Source organism: Insolitispirillum peregrinum (assembly GCF_900156605.1).
In the GTDB taxonomy this organism is placed as follows: Bacteria; Pseudomonadota; Alphaproteobacteria; order Rhodospirillales; family Rhodospirillaceae; genus Insolitispirillum; species Insolitispirillum peregrinum.
The window spans coordinates 289,419-303,725 of record NZ_FTOA01000003.1 but is presented as its reverse complement, the minus strand read 5'-3'; the positions used below and the strand labels follow the sequence as shown (position 1 = coordinate 303,725).

The following is a 14,307-nucleotide window of genomic DNA, read 5'->3' as shown; positions in this document are numbered from 1 at the left end:
TCACACCTCGTTGATCAGCCGCTCAAAGGCGGCAGCCGTTGTATCCCAGCTCCATTGACGCTGGTGCGCCAGACAGGCCTGATGCTGAGCCTGCCACAGACCATCGTCGCGCAACAGCCGCAAGGCGGCTTCGGCAAAGGCCTGACGGTCTTCCACCGGCACCACAAAGCCGGTTTCGCCGTCGTTCACCCGCTCGGGCAAGGCCCCGACCGCCGTCACCACCGCCGGAACCCCCATCGCCTGCGAGTCCGCCACCGCCAGACAAAAGGCCTCGCCCGGCTCGCCGCGATACAGCAGCACCCGCGCCGAGGCCAGTTCCTGCGCCAACTGTTCCTTGGGCAACGGCTGCCGCAACCGGACGCCCTGCGCCTTCAGCCCTTCGGCCCGGCGCAACAGGGCGGCCATCCGGTCGGCCTTGTCGCCAGCGGCGTGATAGGTCGCCGCACCGGAAAACAGCTCGAGCACTGTCCCCGCCGGAGCCCTGGGGGCAACATGGTGTTCCCACACATCCAGCACCCAGTCGAGGCCGTGCAGCGGGTTGGACAGGAACACCGCGCGCGGGGCAGGCAGCGTGTCTGCCGGGGGGGTGGTCAGAAAGGGGGCGGCAATGCCGTGGCCGATCACCACCCGCGGCCCGCCACTGGCCCACGCCGGATAGGTGCGGGCATGGGCCTCGCTCAGAAACACCAGCGTCGGGCGACGCAGGGCCAGTTTCCACTGATAGCGCCATTTCAGCAGGTACGAGGCCGGATTGTGCAGCCAGAAGGCCATCGTTTTGGCCTTCGGCACCGCACGCAACAGTTTGTCGCTGCGGTTGGCAATGAACAGGTCGGCCGAGGCAGGCAAACCGGCCGCCGCATCGCCCCAGCGCACCCCGGCCAACTCCAGCGCGCGGCCCCCCTTGGTGAAGGCCTCAACCCGATGACCACGGGCGGCCAGCGCCTCGGCCAGCGCCACAAAGGTGCTCTCGGCCCCGCCCAGCGGGCCGTCGCGGACGGTCTGACCATCAAAGGCCAGCCCCCAGTCGGCCATCACCACATGGGCCATCAGCGCGGCTCCCCGTGTTTCTGCTGCTCGGCGGCCTTGATGTGCGACACGATCGGATAAAGCGCGGTGCAGATGGCAATCATCAGCCCCAAACGGCCTTCCTTCCAGCCCTTGCGGCGGACGAACACCCGGAAAAAGCGCGACAGGCCCGAACGCAAGGCATTGGCCAGCGAACCGATATTGCCCGTCTCGCACAAATCCCGCGCCCGTGCCGAGGTATAGCGGTCCAGCCGCCGCAGCATGTCGGAAACGTCATTGTCCACCCAGTGGACCAGCGGCGTTGTCAGGTTCGGCCCCTTGCGTCCCCGCCATTCCAGCGACGGGTGCACCCGTTGCGAGCCCCAGGTCTTGATGCCGCGCCGGAACAGGGACGGACTGCCCGCCTTGCCAAAGGATGATCCCCAGCCATGGCGGACCAGCGTCGGGCCGATGTAGTTGTCCACCGGCAGCACGTACCAGTCAAAGGCCGCCGTGGCGATGGTGGCGCGGATTTCGGCGGCCAGTTCGGGCGTTACATGCTCGTCGGCATCGACTTCCAGAATCCAGTCGCACTGGCAGGCGTCCAGCCCGCTGTTGCGGCGCGGGCCTTCCAGCTCCCAACTGCCTTCGACGATCCGGCTGGCAAAGCGTTCGGCAATCGCCTTTGATCCGTCGGTGGTCTTGTCCAGCACCACCACGATCTCGTCGGCAAAGGTCAGGCGGGACAGGCAGGCCTCCAGCCGGGCTTCCTCGTTATGGGCCACCACCAGCGCCGACAGGGTCGGGGTCTCAGCCATGGTCCGGCCCCCACAACAGGTCTTGCGCGGTGTGCTGCACCATATCAACCGTGATGCTGTCCATCAGGCTGTCAGAGTCGCGCAGGTCCACCCCCGGCGGCATCAGCTCGGCATAGGGAACGGTGGTCTGCACCACCGCCGTCCGCAGCCCGCAGGGGCCGAAATGATCCACTCGCGACGGACCAAACAGGCCAACGGTCGGCGTGCCCATCGCCGCCGCCATGTGCATCAGCCCGGAATCATTGCCGACAAACAGCGAGCAGCGTTGCAGGCACGCCGCCACCGTCAGCAGGTCGTTGGCCCCGACCAGCGAAATCCGCCGGTGTTCCGGCACTGCTGCCAGCACCGGCGCCGCCTGAGCTTCTTCGCCCGGCCCGGCAATCACCACCACTTTTCCGCGCGGCAAGGGGCCGTCTTCGGCGGTCAACCGGCGCGCCAGTTCGGCAAAGTTCTCCGCCCGCCAGGTCTTGGCCCGCCAGTTCGCCGCCGGACCCAGCGCCAGAATGAAATCATCATCCGGCACCACCGCCGCCGCCGTCGCCCGGTGGTGAGGCAGGGTCCACAGATGCGGCAGGGGCGGATTGGCTTCGCGTCCGATCACCGTCGCCGCCGCCTGCACCCGGTGCAGGTGTTCCGGCGCTTTGCCCGGCACCAGGCGACGCTGAACCAGCGGCAGCGTCCAGGCCATCGCCGACCCGCGCAAATCGACCACCGTATGCCACGCTGTCCCCACCACCTGCGACCACAGGCTCAGCCAGTGGCCAGCCCGCTTCTTCTTGGGCATGGCAATCAGGCGTTCCAGATTCGGCACACCGGCAAACAACGGTGCCGCCACCGGTCCACAGGCGACAGTGACCAGTGGCCCGTTCATCTCTTCGATCAGGTAGGACAGCAGCCCCGAGGTCAACACCGCATCACCAATGCGGGTCGAGGTGATAAACAGCAGGCGGTCGCTCATGATCAGCCCTGCCTGTTGTCAGCGTCAGCCTGACTGTCGGGAGGGTCCCCCGGCAGGGTGTTTGCCGGATCATTGAGGTCATCATCCGCGGCCAGCGCCAGATCAATCGCCGACAGGGGAGCCACCGCCGCCGGGGCTTCGGTCGTTGCCGGAGCTTCGGGCACGCTTTCGCCCCACAGCAATTCGACATCCAGCGCCACCACGTCCCACGACCGCCGCCGGGCCAGACTGCCTGCGGCTTCGGACATGCGGTTGTACAGGCTGGCATCGGACAGGATTTGCGCCGCCACATTGACCACCGCTTCGTCATCGGGGACCAGATAGCCGGTCTGGCCGTTGGTGACGCAGTCCATCGTTCCGCCAACCATCCGCGCCACCGCTGGCAGGCCACAAGCATGGCTGTCATACAGGGTCCAGACGGCGAAATCATCGGCATGGCCGGGATGCAGATGCACCCGCGCCTGCTGATAGACCAGCGCCATCCCGCGATCGGGCAGCGGTGCCTTGATCTTCAGGCCGAGGCCCTCGTTGGCAGCGATCAACTCATACAGCGCCTGCTGGGCCTCGGGCACCGGCCCGGCAGCGCGCAGGGGACGCGACAGCAGCGACGAATAGATATGCAGCTCGGCCCCCGGCACCACAGGGGCCACCTTTTCCAGCCACAGGCGGATCAGGCTTTCCAGCCGGTAATCGGGAGAGGCGGTCACAATCGCCACCGGCGGCGGCAGCCGTTCCACATCCGCCGGACGATAGACCGACGCCACCCCCGGCAGCACCACCTGCGCCGGTTGCCGCCCCTGATAGCGCCCGGCCTGCATCGAGCCGATGAACCACAGGTCGGCATTGCGTTCCCGCAGGGCCTGAGCGTTATCCCCCTCCAGCAGGGTTGCCGGGTCGGCGACCGACCACAGCACCCGCCGCGATGCCAGCACCCGCCCGTTCATGCCATCGAGCAACGACGGCTTGCCGCAGGCGATCAGCAGATCATACGAGGTGGTCAGCGCCTCGCCGAACGGCAGCCAGCGCACCCCATCGACCCAGCGTTCGGCGTCTGCATGGTTGATCACCGTCACATCATGCCGCCGCCGCGCCAACGCCGCAGCCAGCCCGGCCACCGCGCGCTGAAAGCCGCCAAGGGGGCGCTGGTCAGGGGTCAGACCATCAAACGGAAGGGAGTCTTCGAGGAGGCAGATTTTCATCGGGGATCAAATCTTTGACAAGGGGCAGCCCCACCTGTCACCGGGGCCACTGGTTGTTATAGGAGGTTGCCGCGCCGGGAACAAGCCATCGCAACACATTGTCCCTGTAACATCCGCAAACAGACACCATTTCCCCAGAGTCCCCCCTTGCATCCATCGCCGCCGCGCCCCAAAGTTGACAGCGTGGGTAGGCTCCCCCCGTGCGGCCCGCATCAGACACAATGGATGAGCAGTATGAGCAAAACCTTTGCCTCCCTTTCTCCCCGCCGTGCCGTGCTGGCCGTTGGTGGCGAGGAACGCCAGACGTTTTTACACGGTCTTTTCAGCTGTGCGACCAAATCCCTGACCAGCGGACACGGCACATGGGGAGCCCTGCTGACCGCCCAGGGAAAATTCCTGCACGATGCGTTCATCCTCGCCTGTGACGAGGTCTTTTTGCTGGACGTCGAAGCCGACCGTCTGGACGACCTGCTAACCCGCCTGAAACGCTACAAGCTGCGCAGCAAGGTCACGCTGGAGCCGCGCCCCGATCTGCTGGTGGCGGTCGCGTGGGGCGACGATATCCCCGTCCTGCCCGCCACGCCGGGACAGGTCATGGCAGTCGCCAATGGTCATGGCTGGGCCTTGCGCGACCCGCGCCTGCCCCCTGCCGGATGGCGGCTGATGCTGCCCGCAGCCAGCGCCCTGTCTGCCTTGCCGGAACTGGAACCCGCTCCGCTGGCCCGGTGGGACGCCCACCGCATCGCCCTCGGCCTGCCCGATGGCAGCCGCGATCTGGAGATCGAAAGCGCCACCTTGCTGGAACACGGCTTTGCCGAACTGAACGGGGTCGATTTCAAGAAAGGCTGCTTCGTCGGGCAGGAAGTCACCGCCCGCATGCGCTATCGCGGCCTGACCAAAAAGCGCCTGATGCCGGTGACCGTCACCGGCCCGCTGCCCGCCCCCGGCACCATCCTGCGCACCGCCGACGGAGCCGACGCCGGGGAAATCCGCTCGCTATGCCTCGATCCTGCTGTTATAGCGGACACGGCTCCGCAGGGGCTGGCACTGGTGCGACTGGCGGCCCTCGACGCCGGGCCACTGCTGGCCGACGGCGCCACCGTTCAGCCGCACCGGCTCGACTGGATGGTGTTCCCGGTGGAAAAGAGCTGAAACGACAGCTTAAACGACAACGGCCCCGCCATCCCGGATCACTCCCGGAATGGCGGGGCCGTTGATGCATCCCAGCCGTTACTCTTCGTCGACCAGTTCGACCGCCTCAACGTGCTTGCCATCTTTGGACAGGGCCAGCGCCAGACGGCCATGCTTCAGGTCAATGGCGTCCTTGCCGAAAATCTCCCGCCGCCAGCCCTTCAGGGCCAGCACGTCGGCCTCGTCATCCAGCGCGATCTGTTCCAGATCGTCGCTGCTGGCGACCAGCTTTTGCGCCACGTCGTTTTCTTCGCAGCGCATTTTCAGCAGGACTTTCAGCAGGTCGCAAATCGGACCAATACCCTGCGGCAATTCCTTGCGCTCCGGCGGATCGGGCAGTTCGGCGTCGGGCATCGACTTGCCGCGTTCGACGGCATCAAGAATCGCCTTGCCGATCTTGCCTTCGGCCTGCCCCTTGGAGAATCCACGGGTGCGTTCCAGCGCATCAACGGTGGTCGGGGCGTGGGCGGCGATTTCCAGCAACATTTCATCGCGCAAAATCCGCTGACGCGGAATGTCCCGAGTCTGCGCTTCGATTTCGCGCCACGCCGCCAGTTCCTTGACCGTCGCCAGAAAGCGCGGAGTCTTGGTGCGGGTCTTCAGGCGGCGCCATGCCTCGTCCGGGTCAACGCGATAGTTGTCGACCGAGGTCAGCAGCGCCATTTCCTCGTTCAGCCAGTGGGCGCGGCTGCTCTTTTCCAGACGGCGGCTGAGCTTTTCGTACACCACCCGCAGGTGGGTGACGTCAGACAGCGCATAGCGAATCTGCTTGTCGGTCAGCGGGCGCCGGGCCCAGTCGGTAAAGCGCATCGACTTGTCGATATGCGCCTTGGCCAGCTTGGTGGCCAGCGTCTCATAGCCGACGGAATCGCCAAAACCGCACACCATTGCCGCCACCTGGGTGTCGAACAGCGGTTGCGGAAAATCGCCCATCAGGTTGTAGAAAATTTCGAGATCCTGCCGCGCCGCATGGAACACCTTCAGCGTGCGCTGATCGCGCATCAGGGTGAAAAGCGGTGCCAGATCAATGCCGTCGGCCAGTGGGTCGATGGCACAGGCTTCGCTGGGACCGCCAACCTGCACCAGACACAACTGCGGCCAAAAGGTCTTTTCCCGCATGAATTCGGTATCGACAGTGATAAAGGCCGCGCCAGCCATACGGTCACAAAAGGCCGCAAGGGCGTCTGTGGTGGTGATCAGAAGGGGGTCGGAGGTCATGAGAACCGGTGTACCTTACCATACATTCTAAGGCGTGTTTGCCCCATCAAACCGCCTCTCAGGGGGAAAGTTCAAGCCCCAAAAACACAAGATCACCACTTTTTCTGTGCATGCCCCGCGGGGACGGCCCGTATTGGAGTGCAGCATGTCTGCCACAGTGCGGCAGGAACAACACGCCTCCACCGTCGTGCGCTTGACAAAAGACCCAGAAAGGTGTGCCTTTCGCCGGTTAGGGTGAACGCCTGAACCGCGCTTTTCCCTTACCATGTTGTGCCTGTAGCAGCGGCACCGGTACCTTGACCAAGATCGTTAAAGAGGGGATGACCTCCATGCACGCTTACCGTACCCACACCTGCGGCCAACTCCGGAAGGAGAACGTTGACGCCGAGGTGCGGCTGTCCGGCTGGGTCCACAGCAAACGCGACCACGGCAATTTGCTGTTCATCGACCTGCGCGACCACTACGGCATCACCCAGGTGGTGGTTGACGTGTCCTCGGACGTGTTCAAGGTGCTGGAAGGGCTGCGTCCGGAAAGCGTGATCACCGTCACCGGCAAGGTGATCGCCCGTACCGCCGAAACGGTGAACCCCAAGCTGCCGACCGGCGAAATCGAAGTGCGTGCCGCCGCCGCCGAAGTCCAGTCGTCGGCCGATGTGCTGCCGCTGCAGATTGCCGGGGATCAGGAATTCGGCGAAGACCTGCGTCTGCGCTACCGCTTCCTCGACCTGCGCCGCGACAAGGTGCACCAGAACATCATGCTGCGCGCCAAGGTGATCACCTCGCTGCGCAACCGCATGACCTCTCAGGGCTTCACCGAATTCCAGACCCCGATCCTGACCGCCAGCTCGCCGGAAGGCGCGCGTGACTTTCTGGTGCCGTCGCGCCTGAACCCCGGTCGGTTCTATGCCCTGCCGCAGGCCCCGCAGCAGTTCAAGCAGCTGCTGATGGTCGCGGGCTTTGACCGCTATTTCCAGATTGCCCCCTGCTTCCGCGACGAAGACAGCCGCGCCGACCGTTCGCCGGGTGAATTCTATCAGCTCGACTTTGAAATGAGCTTCGTCACCCAGGAAGACGTGTTCGCCGCCATCGAGCCGGTGCTGCACGGCCTGTTCGTCGAATTCGCCAACGGCAAAGAGGTCAGCCCGATGCCGTTCCCGCGCATCCCGTATGACGAATCGATGCTGAAGTACGGCTCCGACAAGCCGGACCTGCGCAACCCGCTGATCATCGTTGACGTGACCGAACATTTCCGCGACGGTGGTTTCGGCCTGTTTGCCAAGCAGGTTGCCGCCGGTTCGGTGGTGCGCGCCATCCCGGCTCCGGGGGCCGCTGGCCGTCCGCGTGGCTGGTACGACAAGCTGAATGAATGGGCGCGTGAAAACGGTGCCGGTGGTCTGGGCTACATCCAGTTCGCCGAAGGCGGCGAAGCCAAGGGCCCGATTGCCAAGAACCTCGAAGGCGACCGCGTGGCCGCCATCAAGGCCGAACTGGGCCTGAAGGACGGCGATGCAGTGTTCTTTGCCTGCGACAAGGCCCTGAAGGCCGCCAAGTTCGCCGGTCTGGTCCGCACCCGCGTCTGCAACGAACTGGATCTGGGCGAAAAGAACATCTTCAAGTTCTGCTGGACCGTCGATTTCCCGATGTACGAGGAAAACGAAGACACCGGCGCGATCGAATTCAGCCACAACCCGTTCTCGATGCCGCAGGGTGGCATGGAAGCGCTGGAAACGATGAACCCGCTGGACATCAAGGCGTTCCAGTACGACATCATCTGCAACGGCATTGAACTGTCGTCCGGTGCCATCCGTAACCACCGCCCGGACATCATGTACAAGGCCTTTGACATCGCCGGCTATCCGGCCGAAGCGGTGGAAGAAAAGTTTGGCGGCATGCTGAACGCCTTCAAGTTCGGCGCCCCGCCGCACGGTGGTGCCGCTCCGGGTATCGACCGCATGGTGATGCTGCTGGCCGACGAGCCGAACATCCGCGAAGTCATCGTCTTCCCGATGAACGGCAAGGCCGAAGACCTGATGATGAATGCGCCGAGCACCGTTACCGAAAAGCAGCTCAAAGAACTGCATATCCGCCTGGATCTGCCCAAGCCGAAGCCGACCGTGGCCAAAAGCGAAGGCTGACCTCCGCCTGGAACGTCTGCCACTTTGGCGTTCAAAGTGGCAGACAGCCTTGCGGCAGGCGGGAATTTTTGCGGGTGAGGGTTGGCAAACTCCCCTGCGCCGATCATGTTAAAGGGCAGAGAATCTGCCCTGCACCCGAACGATCATAGGGTTTCCGTCATGTTGTCGCCCCACGCCTTCGGGCGTTTCACCTGCCTGATTACTGGTCTGGTGCTATCTTTCGGGGTAGCTCTCCATCAGGGTACAGCCCGTGCGGCTGGTCCTGCTGCTGCGCCTGCCCTGGCTGCAACGTCGGCTGCTGGCGCAGGTGTCACTGGCTCGGCCCTGTCTGCCAGCACCACCGCCGAACAAAACATCATGGTCCCCCACGAAGCCACCTATGAAATGCGGCTGGCCAGCGTACGCGGCAGCGCAGGTATCGTCGGTGCCGGTGGAACCATGCGCTATACCTTCAGCAACAGTTGTGATGGCTGGACGGTGGAAACACGCACCGACCTGACCATGTTGCAAACCCAGGGTGGCCCGGTCCAGACCTCGTGGGATTTCCTGTCGTGGGAAAGCAAGGACGGCAAGACCTATCGCTTCCGGGTGCGCAACCTGCGCAACGGTCAGGTGATCGAGACCTATGACGGCGAAGCCCACATGGGCGACAACGGCACCGGTACCGCCGTTTTCCATCTGCCCGACGAAGACGATCAGGTGTTCGACCTGCCGAAAGGCACCATGTTCCCGACCACCCACACCATCGAGTTGATCCACAGCGCCCGCAAGGGCGGTAAATTCCTCGCCAGCCCGATCTTTGACGGCTCTGCTGTACAGGGGGCCTTTCAGGTGACCGCCGCCTTTGGTGCGGCCAAACCGGCCATGCCGTCGCTGTCGCCGCTGAAGCCCGCCGACAAGATTTCCACCCTGCCCGCCCCGGCATCGGCCAGCCCGGTCGCCGCCAACAGTGCCGACACCAAGACCCCGGTGCAGCAGGACGTGGTGGCCCAGGCCGTTGATCAGGCCCTGCTCGGTACGCCGTCGTGGCCGATGACGCTGGCGTTCTTCAACCTCGATGGCCCTGGCGACATGCCGGACTTTGAAGTGCGCATCAGCTACCACGAAAACGGCATTGCTGACGCTCTGCTGCAGGACTTTGGCGATTTCGCCCTGCGTGGCACGCTGGTAAAGCTGCAGGCCCTGCCGAAATCCGACTGCTGAGGGCGCTAGACCAGCGTGCGTTAAATCTGACGCGGACACGCTGGTCTAACCTTTTGTTCGGTCGCATTGTTGTTGCGAAAACCGGTTCCCACTTTTCGCACAATGCTCTAAAGCGTCCTCAGCGGCAAGATCAAGACAAGACGACGTGCAGAGAGTCTCCTCTGCACCTGCTCGGGGGGTAATGCCCCCGATTTTTTATTTGGTCTTCGCGCTGTAGGCGCGGTTCACATCACGGGACACGACAGTAAGGAAACAAGGACGTGGAGCGCTGCTCCACACCTCGCCGGGGCCTTGAGGCCCCGGACCCCATTCCTTTGATCATAAAAGAAAAAATGGGGGTTCGGGGCCTCAGGCCCAAGTGAACATTCGGGGCCGGAGGCCCCGGGCAGGTCCGGGCGGCAGCCCGCTCTTGTTTTCAAACGGCCCTCCCCTGCCCGCTTATCATTCCATCGACACGCCACCCCGCTCGGTCGAGCGGGCGAGCACCGTATACAGCCGCCCCATGTCCGAGCTGGTAAAGACGGCGGTCAGCACATCCGCACGCTCGTTCACGCGGGCAGCCTTGATCAGAGCTTCATACTCGCTCATGTAGCGCACGGCATAGTCACGGAACTCGCTGTCTTCCATGAATGTCTTGCGCACAGCGGCGGCCTGCTGGCGGGTGATGGTCTTGGCCGCATGGCGCAGGAAGGCATTATGCTCGCCCTTGTAATAGCGCTTCCACAGGTCTTCCTCGACCGTAGGAGTAAACAGGCGGGTGATATCGACGGCGGTTGATTGCAGCTTTTCGACCGCATAGGAGGTGTCCTTGAGGAACTTCTGCAGCTCGACACGATCGCGAGCAATTTGCAGTTCCTTGGCGCGCTTTTGCGCCACCTCGGCAGCCCCCAGCAGCAACTCGGCCTGACGGGCCAGTTCCGAGCCGGTCTGCTGCATGGTTTCGACCGCCTGCGCTCCGGCATCGCCCAGCAAGCCCTGCTGCTGGTCGATGCTGGCCGACGCCTTCTGGATGTTGACCACGCTGGTGTTGGCGGCATTGGACAGGTCGGTCAGACGCTGTTCCAGTTCGTTGCCCACCGACCCCATCGCCTCGGCGGCGTGCAGGGCGGTGGCTTCGAACACCTCCGCCGACACCCGCAGGCGTTCGCCCGAGCTGTCCACCCGGTCCGAGCTGCGTGCCACCCCGTCTTCGAAGGCATCCAGTGCCTTTTCCAGTGCCGCCTGCAAGCTCTGCGCCTTGTTCAGCGACGCATCCGCCGAAGCGAACAACTGGTCCGTCTCGCGGTGCATTTCCTGACCCAGACGGCTGAGGGCTGCCAAAGCGCCATTGGCAGCATCGGCCACCCGTTCGGCATCCTCGGCGAACGACACGCTGGCCGAACACAGGCCACTGGCACCCTTTTCGATTTCCTGCGCCACATTGCGAATGGTGGCGGTGGCATGTTCGGTTTCAGAATTGACCAGACGCACCGCGTCCTTCACCTCGCGGGCGGTGGTTTGCAGCTCGCCCAACCGTCCCTTGACGCCTTCGGACACCGCCTCGATTTCGACGGTTGCGCGGGCGGTGGTCCGTGTCACATCCACCGCATGGCGCGCCAGCAGGTCGGCCATATGGCGAATGCGCTCGCTGGCCTTGTCGATGGTCTGGTTGATCGCGGCTCCCTGATCTTCGACCACGCCGCCAGCGGCCCGAATGCTGTCGGTCAGGACCTGAGTGGCCTGTTGCAGACTGTCGGTCTGGGTGACGATCAGGCGACGGACGCCATCGGCCTGTTCAGCGGCGTCCCGAATCGCCTCGGCAGACTGGCGCGCCTCGTTGATCACGTCAGAGGCACTGTCGCGGAAGGCATTGAAGTCATTCAGGGCCGCTGCGGTGGCGGCATCCAGTTCCTGCGTTGCCAACTGGCCGGCCTGCATGATCTTGCGGTGCTGTTCCGCCAGCGTATCGCTTTGCTTGCCCAGCCCCTCGGTCAGACGGCCCGACTGCTGCAGGCAATTCTGCAACTCGTTGCCGATCCCTGCCGCCTGCTGCATCAGGGCCTTGCCTGCGTCTTCGAAGGTCAGCGTGCGCTTGGCCAGCGAGCGGGTCACATCCTCCACCCGCTGCCCCAGCTCTTCGCTGGCGGTTGCCAGCGCATGGCTGGCCGAGCGGGCGGCTTCGATCTGCACATCCTGCCGGGCCAGCAATTCGGAAACCGCCGTGGTCCGTTCGCCCATTTCACCGGTGATCAGCGCCAGCGTTCTGGTTTCCTTGTTCAGCACCGATGCCAGCTTGCCCGACTGCTGTTCCAGATTACGGCTGATCGCCGCCACCTGATCATTCAGCGCACTGCTGACGGTGACCGCCTGCTGTTGCAGATAGGCCAGCGCCTTTTCATTCCGCTGAACCATCTGCTGGTCCTGCGCCTGAATTTCGCGCACCAGCGCATCGGTCTGGGCCATCATCTGTTCGGCCAGACCATCAGCCTGCTGTTGCAAGGCATCGCTGTTGCTGGCCATCACCGAGCCCAACTGGGCACCACCGGTTTCCAGTGCCTTGATCAGAGCGGTCAGGTGGTCTTCCAGACGGATTGCCACATCATTGGCCTGATGATCAAACGTTTCCGCGCTGCTGGTCACCACCGAGCCCAGTTGCTCACCGCCATGCTCAATGGTCTTGACCAGCGCCGCCAGATGACTTTCCAGACGGGCACCGACATCCCTGGCCCGGCGGTCGAGCAGGTCGGCACTGGTTGCCACCACCGTTCCCAACTGGTTGCCACGGGCATCGACAGCCTTCAGCAAGGACGCCAGATGTTCTTCCAGCCGCAGGGAAATGTCCTCGGCCCGACGATCAAAGACATCAGCGCTGCGATTGACCACCGTCCCCAACTGGTCACCATGATCATCAATGGTACTGACCAGTATTTTCAGGTGCTCCTGCAGACGGGCCGCCACATCGTCGGCCCGCAGCCCCAGGGTTTCCGCACTGTTGGCAATGATCTTGTTCAGATGCGATCCCCGGCTGTCGACCGCCGCCACCAGCGCCGCCAGATGTTCCTGCAGGCGGGCAGAAACGTCGTTGGCATGCCTGTCGAGGGTTTCCGCACTGCCCTTGACCACCGCCCCCAACTGGCCGCCCTGGTGTTCAAGGGTACGGACCAGTTCGTTCAGATGCTCGCTCAGGCGGGATGTCACGCCGTCAACCTGACCGTCCAGCACATCGACCGTATCCGCGACGGTGTTGGTGACATGGCGCGCCTTGGTATCGAGCGAGGTCAGCAGACCCGAAAGGCGGTCGTCGATCTGCTTTTGCACCGACTTTGCCTGATCGTTCAACACCTCGATGGTGCCTGCAACGGCCTTGCCCAGGCCCTGCGCCTTGGCGTCCAGCGCATCGCCCAGCACGCTGATGCGGCCTTCGACCTGGCCCATCATCGCCGCCGCCTGCGCATTCAGCATGTCGGCGCTGATATCAAGCGTTGACGCCAACTGTTCGCCGCGGACCTCCAGCGTTGCGGACAGTGAGGTCATCTTGTTTTCGACCTGCGACAGGATCGCCCCGGCCTGCTCGTTCAGGGCCCCGGTGCTGCCGGTGATGATCCGGCCCAACTCTTTCCCGCGTGCATCCAGCGTTTTGACCAGCGAGGCAATCTGGGCTTCGACTTCGACCACCACGCTGTCGGCCTGCTTGCGCAGGCTGGAACTGGCGGCGGCCACCTGCCGATCGAGGACCTCGGCCACTTCCTCGATTTTTTCCTGCATGGTCGAAGCCAGCGCTTCGGCAGCCTGATTGGCGCGCTCGCTGGCCTCGTCAAGCGCCAGTTGCCGGGTCACCAGCGCCAGATCGTTTTCCTTGGCACTGTCGCTGATCTGCCGCAAAAGGCCGTGCAGGTTGTGTACTTCAGAGCCGACCTTGGTCAGAATCTGGCGGGTTTCGGTTTCGATCTGATCGTTCAGGCGCGCCAGTTCGCGGGTTTCGGTCGACAACACCTGCCGCATCGCTTCGGCCTGATCGGCGGCATAGCGGGTTGCCCCGGACAAGTCGCGGGCCTGACTGCGCAGGGATTGGGAAATCGCCGCCACCCGTTCCTTGCCTGCCTGATCGGGATAGCTCAGCAGGGCCAGTTGCTGGCGCAAGGCAGCGGCTTCGGCCCGAATGGAGGCACCACGGTCCACATAGGCCACCACCAGCCACAAAAAGGCCAGCGGGACAAAAGCGGTCCCCAGCAGAGCGGCAATATCCAGCGCCCGCACCTGCACCACCACATCACCGCCCAACAGCCAGTACAGACCGGCAGCACAGGCCACCATCCACAACACGCTGATAAAGCCACTGACGGCATAGAGACTGGTATTGACCTCGACCTTCACCGGCTTGATACCTCCGGTGCTCCAGTCGGCTTCGGCGGCGACTGCCGGTGGCGCCGTTTCCTCGGCGGCACCCTCAGCAGCCTTGCCATCACGGTCAAGGTTCAGACGAACCACCGTTGACTGTTGGGGAAACCCACCGTTGCGAGGTTCTTCCGCCATGACCGCTCCCGCCTTGTGCCCTGTATCATCCACGCCCTGACGGGCGTCATCACCGAGAGGCAAGATGA

The 14,307-nt window shown here is 63.9% G+C and carries 9 protein-coding genes; 3 read left to right on the top strand and 6 right to left on the bottom strand.

Annotation, left to right across the window (positions count from 1 at the left end; all coding sequences use genetic code 11):
* From BW995_RS09095 to BW995_RS09080, 4 genes are read right to left on the bottom strand one after another with little or no spacing between them, the layout of a single operon-like run.
* Positions 1 to 1,047 (bottom strand): glycosyltransferase family 4 protein, encoded by a 1,047-nt coding sequence (locus BW995_RS09095; protein WP_076399878.1) that lies wholly within the window; start codon positions 1,045 to 1,047, stop codon positions 1 to 3.
* Positions 1,047 to 1,823, bottom strand: a complete 777-nt coding sequence (locus tag BW995_RS09090; RefSeq protein WP_076399877.1) for a glycosyltransferase family 2 protein — start codon at positions 1,821 to 1,823, stop codon at positions 1,047 to 1,049. Before BW995_RS09090 ends, BW995_RS09095 begins: the two co-directional genes overlap by 1 nt.
* Positions 1,816 to 2,781, bottom strand: coding sequence for a glycosyltransferase family 9 protein (locus tag BW995_RS09085; protein ID WP_076399876.1), 966 nt, complete (start codon positions 2,779 to 2,781; stop codon positions 1,816 to 1,818). Before BW995_RS09085 ends, BW995_RS09090 begins: the two co-directional genes overlap by 8 nt.
* Positions 2,782 to 2,783: 2 nt before the next feature.
* Positions 2,784 to 3,980, bottom strand: coding sequence for a glycosyltransferase (locus BW995_RS09080; protein WP_076399875.1), 1,197 nt, complete (start codon positions 3,978 to 3,980; stop codon positions 2,784 to 2,786).
* Positions 3,981 to 4,214: 234 nt separating this feature from the next.
* Between BW995_RS09080 and ygfZ the strand changes: the two genes are divergently transcribed.
* The gene (gene ygfZ / locus BW995_RS09075; RefSeq protein ID WP_076399874.1) at positions 4,215 to 5,132 is read left to right on the top strand and encodes a CAF17-like 4Fe-4S cluster assembly/insertion protein YgfZ; all 918 of its coding nucleotides are present in this window, start codon (positions 4,215 to 4,217) and stop codon (positions 5,130 to 5,132) included.
* Between the two features lie 78 nt (positions 5,133 to 5,210).
* On the opposite strand, the gene rnd is transcribed toward ygfZ, so the two are convergent.
* On the bottom strand, positions 5,211 to 6,389 hold the full coding sequence (rnd, locus tag BW995_RS09070; RefSeq protein ID WP_076399873.1) for a ribonuclease D: 1,179 nt from the start codon (positions 6,387 to 6,389) through the stop codon (positions 5,211 to 5,213).
* A gap of 329 nt (positions 6,390 to 6,718) precedes the next feature.
* Between rnd and aspS the strand changes: the two genes are divergently transcribed.
* Both aspS and BW995_RS09060 read left to right on the top strand, forming a co-directional pair.
* Positions 6,719 to 8,524 carry an aspartate--tRNA ligase gene (gene aspS, locus BW995_RS09065; protein WP_076400418.1) on the top strand — a complete coding sequence of 602 codons (1,806 nt, stop codon included), beginning with the start codon at positions 6,719 to 6,721 and terminating at the stop codon, positions 8,522 to 8,524.
* Between the two features lie 159 nt (positions 8,525 to 8,683).
* Positions 8,684 to 9,727: a cell envelope integrity EipB family protein gene (locus BW995_RS09060; RefSeq protein ID WP_076399872.1), complete on the top strand. Its 1,044-nt coding sequence runs from the start codon at positions 8,684 to 8,686 to the stop codon at positions 9,725 to 9,727.
* 441 nt (positions 9,728 to 10,168) lie between these two features.
* On the opposite strand, the gene BW995_RS09055 is transcribed toward BW995_RS09060, so the two are convergent.
* Entirely contained in the window at positions 10,169 to 14,239 is a 4,071-nt protein-coding gene (locus BW995_RS09055) for a coiled-coil domain-containing protein (RefSeq protein ID WP_076399871.1), read from the bottom strand.
* Between the last annotated feature and the right edge of the window lie 68 nt (positions 14,240 to 14,307).

Excerpts from the sequence above, each read along its gene's own strand:
- BW995_RS09095 (WP_076399878.1), bottom strand. The coding sequence starts at position 1,047 with ATGGCCCATGTGGTGATGGCCGACTGGGGGCTGGCCTTTGATGGTCAG.
- BW995_RS09090 (WP_076399877.1), bottom strand. The coding sequence starts at position 1,823 with ATGGCTGAGACCCCGACCCTGTCGGCGCTGGTGGTGGCCCATAACGAG.
- BW995_RS09085 (WP_076399876.1), bottom strand. The coding sequence starts at position 2,781 with ATGAGCGACCGCCTGCTGTTTATCACCTCGACCCGCATTGGTGATGCG.
- BW995_RS09080 (WP_076399875.1), bottom strand. The coding sequence starts at position 3,980 with ATGAAAATCTGCCTCCTCGAAGACTCCCTTCCGTTTGATGGTCTGACC.
- ygfZ (WP_076399874.1), top strand. The coding sequence starts at position 4,215 with ATGAGCAAAACCTTTGCCTCCCTTTCTCCCCGCCGTGCCGTGCTGGCC.
- rnd (WP_076399873.1), bottom strand. The coding sequence starts at position 6,389 with ATGACCTCCGACCCCCTTCTGATCACCACCACAGACGCCCTTGCGGCC.
- aspS (WP_076400418.1), top strand. The coding sequence starts at position 6,719 with ATGCACGCTTACCGTACCCACACCTGCGGCCAACTCCGGAAGGAGAAC.
- BW995_RS09060 (WP_076399872.1), top strand. The coding sequence starts at position 8,684 with ATGTTGTCGCCCCACGCCTTCGGGCGTTTCACCTGCCTGATTACTGGT.
- BW995_RS09055 (WP_076399871.1), bottom strand. The coding sequence starts at position 14,239 with ATGGCGGAAGAACCTCGCAACGGTGGGTTTCCCCAACAGTCAACGGTG.